Raw genomic sequence first — 17,075 nt, 5'->3', positions numbered from 1 at the left:
GATCCGTCTTCATCGTCCCCACCGCAGTGCGGCAGTCTGCACCGGAGCATCCCACAATTCGACCATCTCGTCGTCGAGCTTCAGCAGCGTGATCGACATGCCCTGCATCTCGAGCGCCGTGATGAAGTTGCCCACGAGCGATCGGGCGACCTCGATGCCGCGTTCTTCGAGCACCTCTGCCGCACGTCGGTACGCGAGGTACAACTCGATCTGCGGCGTGCCGCCCATGCCGTTGACGAACAGCAGTGCGCGTTCGCCTCGCTCGTACGGCAGGTCTTCGAGGATCGGCTCGAGCAACCGGTCGACGAGTCGGTCGGCGGGTTCGAGTTTGATGCGCGCTCGCCCCGGCTCGCCATGGATTCCGATGCCGATTTCGATCTCGTCTTCAGCGAGCGTGAAGCTCGGTTCACCGGCGTGCGGCACGATGCAGGGTGTCAACGCGAGCCCCATCGACCGTGCACCGGCGTTCACCCGCTCGGCGATGACGGCGACTTCATCGAGGGAGTCGCCCCGTTCGGCCGCCGCTCCCGCGATCTTCTCGACGAGCACGGTGCCGGCGACCCCTCGCCGGCCCGCCGTGTACAGCGAGTCCTTGACGGCGACGTCGTCGTTGGTGATGACGGCGCGCACGTCGATGCCGTCGGCGGATGCCAGGTCTGCGGCGGTCTCGAAGTTCAGCACGTCACCCGTGTAGTTCTTCACGATGTGGAGTACACCCGCTCCCCCGTCGACGGCTTTGGTCGCGGCGAGGATCGGGTCTGGAGTCGGAGACGTGAACACCGCACCGGGCACGGCGGCATCGAGCATGCCGAAGCCGACGAAGCCCGCGTGAAGGGGTTCATGCCCACTGCCGCCGCCGCTCACGATGCCGACCTTGCCTGCGATCGGGGCGTCGGCCCGTACGACGAATATCGGATCGAACTGGACTCGCACGAGATCGGCATGGGCGAGTCCGAACCCCGCGACCGACTCTTCGACGACCCGCTTCGGATCGTTGATGATCTTTTTCACGGACATCCCTTCCACTCAGCTGACGGACGCCGTGCAGACGTGCATCAACGTCGACGCAGCACTCCTCGCAAACCTACGCCCGTCGCGCCGTCGACCGTAAGAGGCCGTGTGAAATCTCACACCCCCATTCCGCGGTGCGGCCGGTCTGAGTATCGTGGGCAGTGTTCCGCCCCTGGGCGAAGCCCACCGGGCTCGGCGAAAAGGATGGATGGTCAACGTGGACAATCTCGGAGTGCTGTTCCTCAGCGAGCTCGTCGGAACGGCGATGCTCGTGCTCCTCGGCTGCGGGGTGGTGGCCAACGTCGCCCTCGCCAAGACGAAGGGTTTCAACGGCGGATTCCTCATGGTGACGTTCGGCTGGGGCCTCGCGGTCTTCGCCGGCGTCATCGTGTCGTATGCGTCGGGCGCGCACATCAACCCTGCGGTCACCCTCGGGCTCGTCGCGAACGGTGCCACGGAGTTCGGCAATGCCGGCCTCGGTATCACCGTGCCGGTGGACTTCCTCTCGGTGATCGCCTACATCGGTGCGCAACTGATCGGTGCCATCATCGGTGCCGTGTTCGTCTGGCTCGCGTACAAGCAGCACTTCGACGAGGAGCCGCAACCGGCGTCGAAGCTGGGTGTCTTCTCGACCGGCCCGGGCATCCGCAACTACGCGTGGAACCTGATCACCGAGATCATCGGCACCTTCGTTCTGGTCTTCGTCGTGATCGGTTTCGGCGGCGGTCGCCAGGGCGACGGCGGTCTGGCCGCACTCGGCGCACTCCCAGTGGCGCTCCTCGTGATCGGCATCGGCGTCTCGCTCGGTGGTCCGACGGGGTACGCGATCAACCCGGCCCGTGACCTCGGTCCCCGGATCGCGCACGCGATCCTTCCGATCAAGGGCAAGGGCGCCAGCGATTGGTCGTACTCGTGGGTGCCGGTGTTCGGGCCGATCATCGGCGGCCTGATCGCCGGATGGGCGGCGATCCCGCTGCTCCCCCTCATCAGCTGAGCGCTTCGGGGGCCGGTCCATCGGACCGGCCCCCGAGGTCATCCATCAGAACGACCGCCGGCGCCCGCCGGCTGAGCAGAATGAGAGAACCGAATGGCCGACTACATCCTCGCGATCGATCAGGGCACGACCTCGTCGCGCGCGATCATCTTCGACAAGGCCGGATCGATCGTCTCGACCGGCCAGCTCGAGCACGAGCAGATCTTCCCGAAGGCGGGATGGGTCGAGCACGACCCGGTCGAGATCTGGCGCAACACCCGGGAGGTCATCGGGCAGGCCCTCGGCAAGGCCGATCTGACCCGGCACGACATCGCGGCGGTGGGCATCACGAACCAGCGCGAGACCGCCGTCGTGTGGGACAAGAACACCGGCGAGCCGGTTTACAACGCGATCGTCTGGCAAGACACGCGCACGCAGTCGATCGTCGACCGGCTCGCGGCCGACGGCGGGGTCGAGCGCTTCAAGCAGCAGGTGGGATTGCCGCTGGCGACGTACTTCTCGGGTACGAAGATCGTGTGGATTCTCGAAAACGTGCCGGGTGCGCGTGAGAAGGCCGAAGCCGGTGACCTGCTCTTCGGCACGACCGACTCCTGGGTGCTCTGGAATCTCACGGGTGGCCCTGACGGTGGTGTGCACGCAACGGATGTCACGAACGCGAGCCGCACGATGTTCATGGATCTCGAGACCCTCGCGTGGGATGACGAGATCCTCGCCGCCTTCGGAGTGCCCCGCTCGATGCTGCCCGAGATCAAGTCGTCCTCCGAGGTCTACGGCGTCGCAGAGCCGTCGAGCCTGCTCCGCGAGGTTCCCGTCGCCGGCATCCTCGGCGACCAGCAGGCTGCGACGTTCGGTCAGGCCGCGTTCGACACCGGCGAGTCCAAGAACACCTACGGCACCGGCAACTTCCTGATCTTCAACACCGGCGAAGAGATCGTCCACTCGAAGAACGGCTTGCTGACGACGCTCGGCTACAAGCTCGGAGACGCGGCCCCGCACTACGCGCTCGAGGGCTCGATCGCGGTGACGGGTTCGCTGATTCAGTGGCTTCGCGACAATCTCGGACTGATTTCGAGCGCGCCCGACGTGGAGCGACTTGCGAAGTCGGTCGACGACAACGGCGGTGCGTACTTCGTGCCGGCATTCTCGGGCCTGTTCGCGCCGTACTGGCGCCCCGACGCCCGTGGCGCGCTCGTCGGCCTCACCCGCTTCGTGAACAAGGGTCACATCGCCCGCGCGGCACTCGAGGCGACGGCCTTCCAGACCCGCGAGGTGCTTGAAGCGGTGAATGCCGATTCGGGCGTCGACCTGACAGAACTCAAGGTCGACGGCGGCATGATCGCCAACAACACGCTCATGCAGTTCCAGGCCGACATCCTCGGCGTTCCGGTCGTTCGCCCGGTGGTCGCCGAGACAACGGCGCTCGGTGCCGCCTACGCAGCAGGGCTCGCAGTCGGCTTCTGGTCGAGCCTCGACGAACTGCGCGCGAACTGGCAAGAGGACTCCCGTTGGGAGCCGAAGATGGATCCCGCCGAGCGGGACCGTCAAATCCGGCTCTGGAAGAAGGCCGTCACGAAGACCTTCGATTGGGTCGACGACGACGTGAATTGAGCAGTCGCGGCGACGGATGCCTCGCTCAGGCCTTCGTCGCCGCGATCCACTGTTCGAGCTTGCGGGCACCCGCGCCGCTGTCGATCGCTTCTTCGGCGACCGCCATCTTGTCGCGGAAACGATCGAGGATCGCACGCTGCACCTGGGCCGGATCCTTCGCGAGATCGAAGGCGACGAGCCCTGCAGCGGCATTCAGCACGACGATGTCGCGCACGGGTCCGCGAACGCCCGAGAGAAGCTCGTTGACGACTCCCGCGTTGTGTTCGGCGTCGCCGCCCTCGAGCTGATCGATCGTCGCCCGCGGAATCCCCAGGTCGCGCGGGTCGAGATCGTGTTCCTTGACCGTGCCGAGGGAGACCTCCCAGAGGTGACTGTGCCCGGTAGTCGTCAGCTCGTCGAGACCGTCATCGCCCCGGAATACGAGCGCGGTCGCGCCGCGGGTCTGGAAGACGCCGACGATGAGCGGTACGCGATCGAGGTGAGCGACGCCGACGGCGGATGCTTCGGGGCGCGCCGGGTTCGCGAGCGGCCCCAGGAAGTTGAAGACCGTCGGCACGCCGAGCTCGGCGCGAACCCGCCCGGCGTGGCGGAAGCCCGGGTGGAACGCGGCGGCGTAGGCGAAGGTGATGCCCGCCTCGCCGAGCACGGCGGCGACACGCTCGGCGGGCAGCGCGAGGTCGAGCCCGAGGGCCGCGAGCACGTCGGAGGATCCGGATGAGGAACTCGCCGCCCGGTTGCCGTGCTTGATGACCGGCACTCCGGATGCCGCGGCGACGATCGACGCCATCGTCGAGACGTTGACGGTACCGAAGCGGTCGCCACCGGTGCCGACGATGTCGAGCGCCATCGGATCCACCGGCAGCGGCACGGCGTGTTCGAGAATCGCGTCGCGGAACCCGACGATCTCGTCGACCGTCTCCCCCTTCACTCGGAGTGCGACGAGAAACGCAGCGAGTTGCGCTTCGCTGACCGCGCCCGTCATGACCTGCTCCATGCACCACGCGGCATCCGAAACGCTGAGATCGGTGCCCTCGAGGAGGGAATTCAGGATGTCTGGCCAGTGCTGTCGTGCGGGCATGCGTCGATCCTATGCGTGATTCACGGCGGATTCGCGGCCTTCACCCAGCTCGATTTAGGGTCGCCTTACCGTGTCGACCCGACACGACTCCCCCGGATGACGAAAACTCAGGCCTCGTTTCAGCCATAATGGGATGGTGACGAGCACCTCAATCACTCATCAGGCGAGCGCGCCCCTGATCAAACGACCGAACACCGTTGCGGTGGGCACGATCGTCTGGCTCGGCAGCGAGGTCATGTTCTTCGCGGGACTCTTCGCGATCTACTTCACGCTGCGGTCGACATCTCCCGAACTCTGGGAGTTCGAGGCAGGCCGGCTGAACGTGCCGTACGCGTTGGTGAACACGCTGATCCTGGTGTTGTCATCAGTCACGTGCCAGTTCGGCGTTTTCGCCGCGGAGCGCATGCAGCCATACGCCACCGGGTGGAAGCCCAAGCAGTGGGGCATGGTCGAGTGGTTCTTCCTCACGTACGCGATGGGTGCCGTCTTCGTCGCCGGCCAGGTCTGGGAGTACGCCACCCTCGTCTCCGAGGGAATTGCGATCGACTCCAACGCCTACGGCTCGGCGTTCTACATCACCACCGGCTTCCATGCCCTGCACGTCACCGGTGGCTTGCTCGCCTTCCTCTTCGTGATCGGCCGCGTCTTCGCGGTCAAGAACTTCGGTCACCGCGAGGCGACGAGTGCGATCGTCGTCTCGTACTACTGGCACTTCGTCGACGTCGTCTGGATCGGACTGTTCCTCGTCATCTACGTCCTCAAGTAAGCCGCATCAGGAGCGTCAGCACAGCATGCCCGTGAACAGGAAGTTACCCATGACTCGCCAGAAGCGACGCACCGGACGCCGGCACCCGCTCGCCACCGTCGCGCTCCTCGCGCTCGGCCTCGTCTTCACCGGTGGCGCGTACGCGGCCCTCAGCAGCGGCACCATCGCGCAGGCCGAGATCGACCCCGACTCGCAGCAGACCATCGAACAGGGCAAGAAGCTCTTCCAGGCCAACTGCGCCACCTGCCATGGACTCGAGGCGCAGGGCAGCGACACCGGACCGAGCCTCGTCGGCGTCGGTGCCGCCGCCGTCGACTTCCAGGTCGGCACCGGCCGCATGCCGATGCAGATGCAGGGTCCGCAGGCGCAGCAGAAGCCGGTGCAGTTCACCGACGATCAGGTCAAGCAGCTCGCCTACTACGTCGCTTCGCTCGGCCCCGGTCCCGACATCCCCGATGATCACCTCACCAATGGCGGCGGCGACGCAGCCAACGGCGCGGAGCTCTTCCGCATCAACTGCGCGATGTGCCACAACGTGGCCGGCGCGGGTGGCGCCCTCACCGAGGGAAAGTTCGCTCCCCCGCTGACGAATGTCTCGGGCGTGCACATCTACGAGGCCATGGTCACCGGCCCCCAGAACATGCCGGTCTTCAACGACCTGAACATCTCGCCGGAAGACAAGCGCGACGTGATCACGTACCTCAAGTACGTGCAAGACAATCGCTCGCCCGGCGGAATCGAGCTCGGCTCGCTCGGACCGGTCGCAGAGGGCCTGTTCATCTGGATCTTCGGTCTCGGCGCGATCGTCGCGATCACCGTGTGGATCACGGCGAAATCCAACTAGCGCACGCCCAGCACTGAAGTAGCTGAAGAAGGAGAACCATGGCACAGGACGACCACAGCGGCGAAGAGCTCGTCGCTGCCGACTCGTCGCACGCCGCGCACGAATACGCCGGATCGCCCGGCACAGCGGTCATCCCGCACGACGGGTTCGAGAATCCCGGATTCGAGCCGCACCGCGCTCGCGTCACCGATGAGAACCCGAAGCGCGAGAACCGAGCCCAGCGAACGGTCTATACGCTCTTCTACCTCTCGGTGATCGGCAGCGTGTGGGCCATCGCCGCGTACATGCTCTTCCCCATCGAGTCGAACGACGTCGGTGCAGTACGTCTCAACAACCTGTTCTTCGGCTTGGGCGCCACCCTCGCACTTCTCGCAATCGGTTTCGGTGCGGTGCACTGGGGCAAGTCGCTCATGACCTCCCCCGAGTCGGTCGACACCCGTCACCCGATCGGTGGGAGCGAGGCCACGAAGCAGGGCGCCATCGAGGTGTTCCGCGAGGCCGACGAGGAGTCGGGCTTCTCTCGCCGCTCCGTCATTCGGAACAGCCTCATCGGTGCACTCCTCGTGTTCCCGTTGCCGGCGATCGTGCTGTTCCGCGGGCTGGCGCCACAGGATCAACTCCCGGTCGAGCTCCTCAGCCACACGATGTGGGCGAAGGGTACTCGCCTCGCACTCGACCCTTCCGGCGTGCCGATCAAGGCCGGCGACGTCACGATCGGCAGCGCGTTCCATGTGATCCCCGAAGGACTCAACGATCTCGAGCACGGCAGACTCGATGAGAAGGCGAAAGCCGCGGTACTGCTCATGCGGCTCGAGCCGAGTGAGCTGCATCCGGCCCCGGGCCGTGAGTCCTGGGCGTACGACGGCATCGTCGCGTACTCGAAGATCTGCACGCACGTCGGATGCCCCGTCGCACTGTATGAGCAGCACACGCATCACCTGCTTTGCCCGTGCCACCAGTCGCAGTTCGATGTGGCGAACAACTGCGAGGTCATCTTCGGCCCCGCGGCCCGGCCCCTTCCTCAGCTTCCGATCGCGGTCGATGACGAGGGTTATCTCATCGCGCGGAGCGACTTCACCGAACCCGTCGGCCCGAGCTTCTGGGAGCGCCATTGAGCACCGTATCGACGCGAACGCCCTCGCCTGCGCCTGTCAAGCGCTCATTCACGGCAGAGGCATCCGAGTACGTCAACGACCGCACGGGCATCGCCGTCGCGATCAAGGGTCTCGGGCGCAAGGCCTTCCCCGACCATTGGTCCTTCCTCCTCGGCGAGGTCGCGCTCTTCAGCTTCATCGTCATTCTCATCTCCGGTACCTTCTTGACGTTCTTCTTCCAGGCGTCGATGGCCGAGGTGCACTACAACGGCTCGTACGTTCCGCTGAAGGGCGTCGAGATGTCGGTGGCGATGGCATCGACGCTCGACATCTCGTTCGACATCCGAGGCGGACTCTTCGTTCGTCAGATGCACCACTGGGCGGCTCTGCTGTTCGTGGCCGCCATCGGCTTGCACATGCTGCGCGTGTTCTTCACCGGCGCGTTCCGCAAGCCCCGTGAGATCAACTGGGTGTTCGGCTTCATCCTCTTCATCCTCGCGATGGCCGAAGGATTCACGGGCTACTCCCTCCCCGACGATCTGCTCTCCGGCAACGGACTCCGCATCATCGACGGCATTCTCAAGGGCATGCCGCTCGTGGGCACGTGGGCTTCGTTCCTCTTCTTCGGCGGCGAGTTCCCCGGCGATGCCATCGTCGGACGCCTCTATACGCTGCACATCCTGTTGCTGCCGGCACTCGTCGTCGCGCTCATCGCGGTTCACGTCGTGTACGTGTTCATCCACAAGCACACGCAGTTCGCCGGTCCCGGTCGAGAACCGACCAACTCCGTCGGCCCGCCCATCCTGCCGATCTACGCGGCGAAGGCCGGCGGCTTCATGTTCATCATCTGGGGCGTGGTCGCCCTCATCGCGGCGCTGTTCACGATCAACCCGATCTGGAACTACGGCCCCTACGACCCGTCGCCCGTCTCGGCCGGTACACAGCCCGACTGGTACATCGGCTTCGCCGACGGCGCCCTCCGTCTCATCCCGCCGGGTTGGGAGTTCGTCTGGCTCGACCGCACGTGGTCGTTCAACATCCTCGTCCCGCTCATCGCCATCGGCATCTTCATCGTGCTGGCGCTGATCTACCCATTCATCGAGGCCTGGGTGAAGGGCGACAAGCGAGAGCACCACATCGCCGATCGTCCGCGGAACGCCCCCACGCGTACCGCCATCGGTGCGGCAGGCGTGACGTTCTACGCCGGCCTGTGGGCCGCAGCAAGCTCCGACATCCTGGCCACGCACTTCTCTCTCACCATGGAGGGTGTGATCCACGCCCTCCAAGCCGCGGTGATCATCGGGCCGTTCATCGCGTTCTTCATCACGAAGCGCGTGTGCATCGCCCTGCAAAAGAAGGATCGCGAGATCGTGCTGCACGGCTATGAGTCGGGTCGCATCGTGAAGCTGCCCGGCGGCGAGTTCATCGAGGTGCACCAGCCGCTCGACGAGTACGACCGCTGGAGGCTCGTGAGCCAAGAGACGTACGAGCCGCTCATGCTGCGCCCGAACGCTCGTGGCAAGATCACCTTCGGTCAGCGCACGCGCGCGGCACTCTCGCGCTGGTTCTTCGAAGACCGCATCGCGCCGGTCACGAAGGGCGAGCTCGAGGCCGGGCACGACACCCACCACTGAGAAAACCAGTAGACGGATTCGGGCACCGCGCCATGTCGATCGACTCGACTTGGCTGCGGTGCCCGAACTGCATGCAAAACCTCGGCACCGTCGCCGATGGTGTGCTCGGTTGCGTGAGCGGACACCGGTTCGACCTCTCCAAGCGCGGCGGCGTCACACTCCTCCCCCCTCGAGCGCCGCGCACGATGGGCGACGATCGCGGCATGCTCGAGGCTCGATCGTCGCTGCTGGAGTCCGGGGCGTACGACCCGATCGCGTCTGCCATCGTCGACGCGACCCGGTTGGCTCTTGGTGATCGACCGGGCCATCCAGAACCCAACACGGCCGTGGGTGGCTCAGGGCAGGCGATTCGGATCGCCGATCTCGGCTGCGGTACCGGATATTATGCACGGCGACTCGCTGAGTCCATCGGCACCACCTCGGTGCTGCTGGCCGATAGATCGCCGACGGCGGTGCGTATGGCCATGCGTCACGTGCCAGACGCGACAGGCGTCGTGGTCGATCTCTGGCGCCCACTCCCGATCCGTGATGCATCCGCCGATGCCGCCATCAACGTGTTCGCACCCCGAAACCCCGCCGAGTTCGCTCGCATCGTGCGTGTGAACGGCGCGCTCGTCGTCGTCGTGCCGACGGCGTCGCATTTCGTCGAGCTCCGTCGACTCGGGGCCGCACTCGACGTACCCGACGGCAAGGCGGAGTTGGTGATCGGTCAATTCAGCGGCGTCGGATTCGACCTGGTCACCACGACACGCGTCGAGTACGAGCTCGCCACGGACCCTGCGATGCGGAACCTGCTGGTCGACATGGGACCCGCGGCGCACCATCGTGCGGCCCCAGGCGATGTCGAGGCGCCCGAGGCCATGACCGTGACGGTCTCGGTCGACATCGTCGCATTCCTCCGCGCGGCAGCAGATGCCGCGACGCGCGGCGCCATCGCCGACTGATCGAACCCGAGCGAAGGAAACAGCCCCCGTGGCCGCAAGGGCACGGGGGCTGTCTCAGAGCGTCGGACGATATCAGCGGGCGAAGTTCCCGCGGTAGTACTCGTAGACCCAACCGACCAGGCTGATGACACCGAGCCCGACGGCGATGAACGAGATCCAGACCCCGATGGCGAGGCCGAGGAACATCAGGGCGGCAGCGCCGGCCAACATGATCGGCCACCAGCTCCAGGGGCTGAAGAAGCCGAGCTCCGCGTCGCCGTCGTCGATGTTCGCGTCGAGGCGGTCTTCGGGCAGTTCTGCTCCCTGCGCCTTGTGCACTCGGCCGAGGTAGAAGGCGATGAACGCGCTCAGCACGGCAGTCAGCGTGAGGGCGACGGAACCGGCCCATTCTGGGTGGTCGCGTCCATGCGAAGCGTTGTCAGCCCAGCTCCACCCGATGTATGTTCCCGCCACCAGCAGGAGGAAGACCGTGAGGATCCAGAAGAGATTGGCGTTCGCGCGCATTACTTGATCTCCTCCGACGCGGCATCATACGTGGGCGCCTGCGGGGCATCCTTCGCGGGCCCGATGCCGACCGGGATGCCGGCCTCGGGGTGGTTCAGGTCGAACGCGGGTCGCTCCGAACGGATGCGTGGGATCGACGTGAAGTTGTGCCGCGGCGGCGGGCAGCTGGTTGCCCATTCGAGCGAACCACCGTACCCCCATGGATCGTTGACGGTCACCTTCGGTGCGCGTCGAGCCGTGATGTAGACGTTCAGGAGGAACGGGATCATCGAGACCGCCAGGATGCCGGCACCGATCGTCGACAGCTGGTTCATCCACGTGATGTTGTCTTCCGGCAGATACGAGTAGTACCGTCGTGGCATCGCGACGACACCCAGCCAGTGCTGGATGAGGAACGTCGTGTGGAAGCCGATGAACAGCAGCCAGAAGTGCCACTTGCCGAGCGTCTCGTTCAGCATCTTGCCGGTCCACTTCGGCCACCAGAAGTAGAAGCCGGCGAACATCGCGAACACGACGGTGCCGAAGACGACGTAGTGGAAGTGGGCGACGACGAAGTACGTGTCGGAGACGTGGAAGTCCAGCGGTGGCGACGCGAGGATCACGCCCGTGAGACCGCCGAAGACGAACGTGATCAGGAAGCCGAGCGACCAGATGAGCGGCGTCTCGAACGTGATCGAGCCTCGCCACATCGTGCCGATCCAGTTGAAGATCTTCACGCCGGTCGGCACTGCGATGAGCATCGTCATCAAGGCGAAGAACGGCAGCAGCACCGAGCCCGTGACGTACATGTGGTGCGCCCACACCGTGACCGAGAGCGCAGCGATCGCGATCGTCGCATAGATGAGCGTCTTGTACCCGAAGATCGGCTTTCGGCTGAACACCGGGAAGATTTCGGAGACGATGCCGAAGAACGGCAGGGCGATGATGTACACCTCTGGATGGCCGAAGAACCAGAAGAGGTGTTGCCAGAGGATGACGCCACCGTTGGCTGGATCGAACACGTGAGCACCGAAGATACGGTCGGCGCCGGCGGCCAGGATCGCCGCGGCGAGCACCGGGAAGGCCATCAGCACGAGGATCGACGTGACGAGCGTGTTCCACGTGAAGATCGGCATGCGGAACATGGTCATGCCGGGCGCGCGCATCGTGATGATCGTGGTGATGAAGTTGACCGCACCGAGAATCGTGCCGAATCCGGAGAGGCCGAGGCCGAGCATCCAGAGGTTGCCGCCGACGCCTGGTGAGAACGTCGTCGAGGCGAGTGGTTGGTAGGCGAACCATCCGAACGACGCAGCGCCCTGCGGAGTGAAGAAGCCCGCGACGGCCATCAGCGAACCGAAGTTGAAGAGCCAGTACGCGAATGCGTTCAGTCGCGGGAACGCCACATCGGGAGCACCGATCTGGAGTGGCATGATCACGTTCGCGAAGCCCGCAAACAGCGGGGTGGCGAACATCAGCAGCATGATCGTGCCGTGCATCGTGAACAGCTGGTTGTACTGCTCACGGGTCTGGATGATCTCGAGGCCCGGCTCGAAGAGCTGCGCCCTGATGATCAGCGCCATCACGCCGGCGATGCAGAAGTAGATGAACGCGGTGATCAGGTACATGTACCCGATGACCTTGTGGTCGGTGGACGTGATCCACTTGACGAGGATGTTGCCCTTGTGTTCGACCTTGGAAGAGCCGAACGGAAGCGCGCTCGCTGAGGGGCGAGCCGGTGCGGTCGTGGTGCTCATCGCGGCTTAGTGCTCCTCTTTCAGTTCGGGCGCGCCCGTTCCGGGCAGGTTCTGATTACGGTCGTACTCGCTGGACAACTGGCCCTCTTGGCCGGCGTCGCGAAGCGACTCGATGTAGTCGTCGTACTCGCTCTGAGAGACGACCTCGACGTTGAAGAGCATGAGCGAGTGGTACTCGCCGCAGAGCTCGGCGCATTTGCCGGCGTAGGTGCCCTCACGTTCGGGCACGAACGACATGTAGTTCGTCTTGCCCGGATACATGTCTTTCTTGTAGAGGAAGTCGACAACCCAGAACGAGTGGATGACGTCACGGGATTCAAGTTCGATCTCGACGTTCGCCCCGACCGGCAGGTAGAGGGTCGGCAGCTCGGACTGCACGAGTGAGCCCCTCGGACCCTCGTCGGAGAGTTGGCCCTGGATGCCCGGCGAGTACACGTCTTCTTTGACGTAGTTGAAGTCCCAGGCCCACTGCTTCGCGATGACCTCGACCTGGACGTCGATCTGGTCTTCGGCGAAGCGCTGCTCGATCTCGGCCTGATCGCGCGCCGTGAAGGCGAAGAATCCGAGCACCAGGATGAGCGGGACGATCGTGTAGAACACCTCGATCGGCATGTTGTAGCGCAACTGCACCGGCAGGCCGGTCTGGCCCTTGCGGCGACGGTATGCGATGACTGCCCAGATCGTGAGACCCCAAGTGATGACACCGACGATCAGCAGCACGATCCACGAGGTGACCCAGAGTCCGGAGACGAGATCGGTATGGTTCGTGACCGGCGCCTCCCCCTCAACGAATCCGGGGAGGAATCCGTTCAACTGAGCCTGGGTGCACCCTGCGAGGACGAGGCTGAGTGACGCTGCGATCGGAATTGCAGCCCATCGGAGTCGGCGATTGTGGCGCACCGGTGACCTTTCGGGAGACTCGAAGGCGCTTCACAGCGAAGCGCGTTGATCGTTGCCTAGCCTACTCCGACTCGACCCCCGGGGTGTGCACCCGACGGCGGTGTCGGGTGTGCCGTTCCACGGAATTCCCGCTCGACCGGCGCAAATGACGAAGGGAGGCCGCTCTCGCGGCCTCCCTTCGGAGTAGACGTCAGTGACTCAGTGGAACGAGTCACCGCATGCACAGCTGCCCTCTGCGTTGGGGTTGTCGATCGTGAAACCCTGCTTCTGGATGGTGTCTTCGAAGTCGATCGCGGCGCCATCGAGGTAGGGCACGCTCATCTTGTCGACGACGACCTCGACACCCTCGAAATCGACGACGGCATCGCCGTCGAGGAGGCGCTCGTCGAAGTAGAGCTGGTAAATGAGTCCCGAACAGCCACCGGGCTGCACGGCCACCCGGAGGCGGAGATCGTCTCGCCCCTCTTGTGCGAGGAGATTGCGCACCTTGTCGGCGGCGGGGTCGCTCAGCTTCACGCCGTGCGTGGTCTCGATGATCGTGTCGCTCATGTCTCTCCTCGGTGCGTCAAACGGAACCTGTCTCCATGGTAACTCCCGAAACGGAGAGTGCGTCCGGCGCGCTCTCAGGAATCTTCAGCGCGGGCGTCGAGGCGGGCGAGGAACAGCGCCTCGCTCAGCAGCGCACGCTGGAAGACGCCGAGGTGCAGCGACTCGTTCGGGCTGTGAGCTCGAGACTCCGGGTCCTCGACGCCGGTGACGAGGATCTGCGCCGACGGGAACTCGGCGACGAGTTCCGCGATGAACGGAATGGAGCCGCCGACGCCGATCTCGACGGGCTCCTTGCCCCATCCTTCGGCCATCGCCGCATTGGACTCGGCGACCGCCCAGCCCGAGGTGTCGACGAGGAAGGGGTTGCCGAGCTCGAACGCATCGAACTCGAGGTGCGCACCGAACGGCGCATGACGCTCGAGGTGGCCGCGGATCACCGCGAGTGCGTCGACATCGCTCTGCCCCGGCGCCACGCGTGCACTGATCCGCACCGCGACACTCGGCACCAGGGTGTTGGAGGCGTTCGCGACCGTCGGGGCGTCGATGCCCGTGATCGTGATCGATGGCTGCGCCCAGATGCGCGAGAGGATCTCTCCGCGTCCGATCGGCGTCACACCGTCGAGGAGTCCCGTCTCGGAACGCAACTGCGCCTCGTCGTAGGCGGGCGTCTCGAGATCGGCCGAGGTGAGGCCCTCGACGGCGACGGCCCCGTCGGCGTCGTGCAGCGTCGCGAGCAGCTGGATGGCCGCGAGCATCGCGTCGGGCACCGCGCCGCCGAACATGCCCGAGTGCGATGCGTGTGCCAGCGTCGACACGCGCAGACGGAAGGCGACGGCACCCCGGAGCGCGACCGTGAGCGCCGGCGTCTCGAGATCCCAGTTGCCGGAGTCCGCGACCACGATCGCGTCGGCGGCGAGCACGTCGCGGTTCTCGCGGAGGAAGTTGGCGAACGAGAGCGATCCGGACTCCTCCTCCCCTTCGATGAACAGTGCGATGCCGAGATCGAACTCCGTGCCGAGCACTTCGGTCAGCGCACGGATGGCACCGATGTGCGCCATCACCCCGGCCTTGTCGTCGGCGGCGCCGCGCCCGTAGAGGCGATCTCCGCGAAGCGTCGGTTCGAACGGGGCGGTCTCCCAGTCCTCGTCTTGGCCGGGCGGCTGCACGTCGTGGTGGGCGTAGAGCAGCACGGCGGGTCGCCCGTTGCGCGCCGCCCGGCGTGCCACGACGGCCGGCTTGCCCAGCGGGGTATCCGGGGCGTCGCCTTCTCCGATCGCCGCGCGACGGATCTCGACGAGGTCGAAGACGCCGAGCCCGCGCACGAGCTCCGCCACCGCCTCTGCACTCGTGTCGACGTGGGCCGGATCGAACGCGGCCCATGAGACTGACGGGATCTTCACGAGACGTGTGAGGTCTGCGATGGTGGTCGGGAAGGCGGCTTCGACGGCACCGCGCAGGGCGTCGCTCGTCGTCGGAGTGTCGGAGGTTCCGCGGGAAGCGGGAGAAGTCTCGGTCATGCCGGTAATCTTAAGGGGAACCGATTCGAGGACTCCCGTGGCCAAGCAGCCGAACAACACCGATGAACCGAGCGCCGAGACGCTCGAAGAGACCCAGGCTCGCCTGAAGGGCAAGGGCGCGCCCACGCCGAGTCGTGCGCAGCAGGAGGCGGCCCGCAAGCGGCCGCTCGTGCCGAACGACCGCAAAGAAGCAGCGAAGCAGGCGCGCGCGAAGGCCGCCGAGTCGCGAGAGCGCGCTCGGGTCGGCATGGCCGTCGGCGACGAGCGCTACCTGCCCGCCCGCGATCGCGGCCCGCAGAAGCGGTACGTGCGCGACTATGTCGACGCGCGGTTCAGCATCGGTGAGATCCTCATCCCGGTGATGTTCGCCGTCATCCTGCTGACGTTCGTGCCGAGCCCCGAGGTGCAATCGATCGGCATCCTCTCGCTCTGGGCGTTCTTCCTCGTCGCGGTCATCGACTCGGTCGTGCTCGGCTTCATCCTGACGAAGAAGCTCGGTGCGAAGTTCGGAGCCGACAAGGTGGAGCGGGTGCGCTGGTACGCCGCGATGCGGGCGCTGCAGCTTCGCCCGCTGCGCCTTCCGAAGCCGCAGGTCAAGCGCGGACAGTACCCCTCCTGAGACGGATGTCGCGGCGCGGGCGTTGTCCGGTGACGACACCCATGACCCCTCGGCCGCGCTCGCCGCGCCGCGGAATCACGCGCGTGCGAACACTCCCCCGCGGATGAGCGGCACTCGCGTCTCCTCGTCGCTCAGCGAGCCGTGCTGGCCGATCATCGATTCGGCCTGCCGGTTGGCTTCGCGCCGGTCATAGTAGGCGATGCCTGCACGAGCTGCGATGACGATGTCGCCGATCCGCTCGCGCACCGCAGGGTCGACCGTTCCGTAGAGTCCGGCGTCGATCGCCTCGTCGCGACCCAGCACCCAGGCCCGAGACGCCTCGGCGGCGCGCCAGGACTCGAGGAGCGCCGCCCGGGAGCTCGCATCGAACTCGGGCTCGAAATAGAGCGAGAGACAGCGCGGCTCACCGCCGACGTGCCGGATACCGTCGAGCAGGGCGAGATCGGCGTCGATGTACACGTGCCGGTGCGATGGAACGTCGATGACCCCGTGGTCGGCGGTGACGAGGAGCCCCGCCCCACGAGGCATCCGACCCTCGAATGCAGCGAGTTCGGCGTCGAGTTCTTCCAGTAGGCCGAGCCACCGGTCGGACTGCCAGCCGTGCGAGTGCGCCGCCTGGTCGAGTTCGGGCACATACAGGTAGACCAGGGCCGGCTCGCCGGACGAGATGAGACGCGCGGCCTCGGCGAAGCGGTCGACGACGGATGCTGCGGGGCGATATTCCGCCCCGCGGAGCACCGCGCGCGTGAAGCCCGAGTCGGCGTAGCGTGCAGCGCCGATCGCGTAGCTGGCGGTTCCGGCCGCACGTGCGGTCTCGAAGACGGTGGGAACGCGTTGCCAGCTCTCGGGCCGCATGTCGTCATCCCAGCCGCTCAACTGGTTGACGACGCGGTCGTGCGCGGCGTCGAGCACTCGGTAGCCGACGAGTCCGTGCTCGCCCGGCGCCTTCCCTGTGGCAAATGTCGCAAGGGCCGCAGCCGTCGTCGAGGGGAACACCGTGCGGATGACGTCGCGCTTGCCCATGCGGGAGGCGAGGAATCTCGCATGGCCGGCGCGCGCCTGCAGGTTCGATGCGCCCAGTCCGTCGACGACCACGACGACGACGCTCGACGCCACGGGCAGCCCCAAGTCGTTCGGAGCAGCTCGGAGGCTCGAGATCGAACTGCCGAGCACCCCGGCAAGGCGCGGAACGGTGTCGGCGGGCACGGGTAGCATGGCAGACATCGCGCCCAGTCTGGCACAGGCCGGGCGCGCCCCTGTTCCTGCGTGTTCGCACG

At 65.8% G+C, this 17,075-nt stretch carries 16 protein-coding genes; 8 read left to right on the top strand and 8 right to left on the bottom strand.

Annotated features, from left to right (window positions below; translation table 11 throughout):
• Nucleotides 1-9: 9 nt before the first annotated feature.
• On the bottom strand, nucleotides 10-1,011 hold the full coding sequence (gene dhaK / locus AC1C2R_RS16340) for a dihydroxyacetone kinase subunit DhaK (RefSeq protein WP_495380642.1): 1,002 nt from the start codon (nucleotides 1,009-1,011) through the stop codon (nucleotides 10-12).
• A gap of 217 nt (nucleotides 1,012-1,228) precedes the next feature.
• On the opposite strand from dhaK, the gene AC1C2R_RS16335 reads away from it, so the two are divergent.
• A complete protein-coding gene (locus AC1C2R_RS16335; protein WP_495354047.1) occupies nucleotides 1,229-2,005 on the top strand; it encodes an MIP/aquaporin family protein in 777 nt (258 codons plus the stop codon).
• A gap of 93 nt (nucleotides 2,006-2,098) precedes the next feature.
• Nucleotides 2,099-3,613 (top strand): glycerol kinase GlpK, encoded by a 1,515-nt coding sequence (glpK, locus tag AC1C2R_RS16330; RefSeq protein WP_495380641.1) that lies wholly within the window; start codon nucleotides 2,099-2,101, stop codon nucleotides 3,611-3,613.
• Between the two features lie 25 nt (nucleotides 3,614-3,638).
• Here glpK and trpD read toward each other — a convergent pair whose 3' ends face one another.
• Nucleotides 3,639-4,691, bottom strand: coding sequence for an anthranilate phosphoribosyltransferase (gene trpD / locus AC1C2R_RS16325; protein ID WP_495354049.1), 1,053 nt, complete (start codon nucleotides 4,689-4,691; stop codon nucleotides 3,639-3,641).
• Between the two features lie 133 nt (nucleotides 4,692-4,824).
• On the opposite strand from trpD, the gene ctaE reads away from it, so the two are divergent.
• The 5 genes from ctaE (at nucleotide 4,825) to AC1C2R_RS16300 (ending at nucleotide 9,973) form a co-directional block, all read left to right on the top strand.
• Nucleotides 4,825-5,457, top strand: coding sequence for an aa3-type cytochrome oxidase subunit III (gene ctaE, locus AC1C2R_RS16320; RefSeq protein ID WP_495380640.1), 633 nt, complete (start codon nucleotides 4,825-4,827; stop codon nucleotides 5,455-5,457).
• A 49-nt stretch (nucleotides 5,458-5,506) separates the two neighbouring features.
• Complete coding sequence (qcrC, locus tag AC1C2R_RS16315; protein ID WP_495380639.1) at nucleotides 5,507-6,301, top strand: cytochrome bc1 complex diheme cytochrome c subunit; 795 nt, start codon at nucleotides 5,507-5,509, stop codon at nucleotides 6,299-6,301.
• Nucleotides 6,302-6,339: 38 nt separating this feature from the next.
• Complete coding sequence (gene qcrA, locus AC1C2R_RS16310) at nucleotides 6,340-7,416, top strand: cytochrome bc1 complex Rieske iron-sulfur subunit (RefSeq protein ID WP_495380638.1); 1,077 nt, start codon at nucleotides 6,340-6,342, stop codon at nucleotides 7,414-7,416.
• Nucleotides 7,413-9,029, top strand: a complete 1,617-nt coding sequence (gene qcrB, locus AC1C2R_RS16305) for a cytochrome bc1 complex cytochrome b subunit (protein WP_495354053.1) — start codon at nucleotides 7,413-7,415, stop codon at nucleotides 9,027-9,029. The genes qcrA and qcrB overlap by 4 nt, the downstream gene beginning before the upstream one ends.
• A 71-nt stretch (nucleotides 9,030-9,100) precedes the next feature.
• Nucleotides 9,101-9,973 (top strand): methyltransferase domain-containing protein, encoded by an 873-nt coding sequence (locus AC1C2R_RS16300; protein WP_495380637.1) that lies wholly within the window; start codon nucleotides 9,101-9,103, stop codon nucleotides 9,971-9,973.
• A gap of 72 nt (nucleotides 9,974-10,045) precedes the next feature.
• On the opposite strand, the gene AC1C2R_RS16295 is transcribed toward AC1C2R_RS16300, so the two are convergent.
• The 5 genes from AC1C2R_RS16295 to AC1C2R_RS16275 form a co-directional block, all read right to left on the bottom strand.
• Nucleotides 10,046-10,477, bottom strand: coding sequence for a cytochrome c oxidase subunit 4 (locus AC1C2R_RS16295; protein ID WP_495354054.1), 432 nt, complete (start codon nucleotides 10,475-10,477; stop codon nucleotides 10,046-10,048).
• Nucleotides 10,477-12,213, bottom strand: coding sequence for an aa3-type cytochrome oxidase subunit I (gene ctaD / locus AC1C2R_RS16290; protein ID WP_495354055.1), 1,737 nt, complete (start codon nucleotides 12,211-12,213; stop codon nucleotides 10,477-10,479). The genes AC1C2R_RS16295 and ctaD overlap by 1 nt, the downstream gene beginning before the upstream one ends.
• A gap of 6 nt (nucleotides 12,214-12,219) precedes the next feature.
• Nucleotides 12,220-13,113 (bottom strand): aa3-type cytochrome oxidase subunit II, encoded by an 894-nt coding sequence (gene ctaC / locus AC1C2R_RS16285; protein WP_495354056.1) that lies wholly within the window; start codon nucleotides 13,111-13,113, stop codon nucleotides 12,220-12,222.
• A 198-nt stretch (nucleotides 13,114-13,311) separates the two neighbouring features.
• Nucleotides 13,312-13,662, bottom strand: coding sequence for an iron-sulfur cluster insertion protein ErpA (erpA, locus tag AC1C2R_RS16280; RefSeq protein WP_495354057.1), 351 nt, complete (start codon nucleotides 13,660-13,662; stop codon nucleotides 13,312-13,314).
• Between the two features lie 74 nt (nucleotides 13,663-13,736).
• Nucleotides 13,737-15,179: a dipeptidase gene (locus tag AC1C2R_RS16275; protein ID WP_495380636.1), complete on the bottom strand. Its 1,443-nt coding sequence runs from the start codon at nucleotides 15,177-15,179 to the stop codon at nucleotides 13,737-13,739.
• A gap of 37 nt (nucleotides 15,180-15,216) precedes the next feature.
• On the opposite strand from AC1C2R_RS16275, the gene AC1C2R_RS16270 reads away from it, so the two are divergent.
• The gene (locus AC1C2R_RS16270; RefSeq protein ID WP_495354059.1) at nucleotides 15,217-15,798 is read left to right on the top strand and encodes a DUF3043 domain-containing protein; all 582 of its coding nucleotides are present in this window, start codon (nucleotides 15,217-15,219) and stop codon (nucleotides 15,796-15,798) included.
• 75 nt (nucleotides 15,799-15,873) lie between these two features.
• On the opposite strand, the gene AC1C2R_RS16265 is transcribed toward AC1C2R_RS16270, so the two are convergent.
• A complete protein-coding gene (locus AC1C2R_RS16265) occupies nucleotides 15,874-17,022 on the bottom strand; it encodes an alkaline phosphatase family protein (RefSeq protein WP_495354060.1) in 1,149 nt (382 codons plus the stop codon).
• Nucleotides 17,023-17,075: the final 53 nt, after the last annotated feature.

It is taken from the genome of Agromyces sp. Y182, assembly GCF_059445385.1.
The sequence above is the reverse complement of the archived record's forward strand: the minus strand, read 5'-3'. Positions and strand labels throughout refer to the sequence as shown.

Excerpts from the sequence above, each read along its gene's own strand:
- glpK (WP_495380641.1), top strand. The coding sequence starts at position 2,099 with ATGGCCGACTACATCCTCGCGATCGATCAGGGCACGACCTCGTCGCGC.
- trpD (WP_495354049.1), bottom strand. The coding sequence starts at position 4,691 with ATGCCCGCACGACAGCACTGGCCAGACATCCTGAATTCCCTCCTCGAG.
- ctaE (WP_495380640.1), top strand. The coding sequence starts at position 4,825 with ATGGTGACGAGCACCTCAATCACTCATCAGGCGAGCGCGCCCCTGATC.
- qcrC (WP_495380639.1), top strand. The coding sequence starts at position 5,507 with ATGACTCGCCAGAAGCGACGCACCGGACGCCGGCACCCGCTCGCCACC.
- qcrA (WP_495380638.1), top strand. The coding sequence starts at position 6,340 with ATGGCACAGGACGACCACAGCGGCGAAGAGCTCGTCGCTGCCGACTCG.
- AC1C2R_RS16300 (WP_495380637.1), top strand. The coding sequence starts at position 9,101 with ATGCAAAACCTCGGCACCGTCGCCGATGGTGTGCTCGGTTGCGTGAGC.
- AC1C2R_RS16295 (WP_495354054.1), bottom strand. The coding sequence starts at position 10,477 with ATGCGCGCGAACGCCAATCTCTTCTGGATCCTCACGGTCTTCCTCCTG.
- ctaD (WP_495354055.1), bottom strand. The coding sequence starts at position 12,213 with ATGAGCACCACGACCGCACCGGCTCGCCCCTCAGCGAGCGCGCTTCCG.
- erpA (WP_495354057.1), bottom strand. The coding sequence starts at position 13,662 with ATGAGCGACACGATCATCGAGACCACGCACGGCGTGAAGCTGAGCGAC.
- AC1C2R_RS16275 (WP_495380636.1), bottom strand. The coding sequence starts at position 15,179 with ATGACCGAGACTTCTCCCGCTTCCCGCGGAACCTCCGACACTCCGACG.
- AC1C2R_RS16265 (WP_495354060.1), bottom strand. The coding sequence starts at position 17,022 with ATGTCTGCCATGCTACCCGTGCCCGCCGACACCGTTCCGCGCCTTGCC.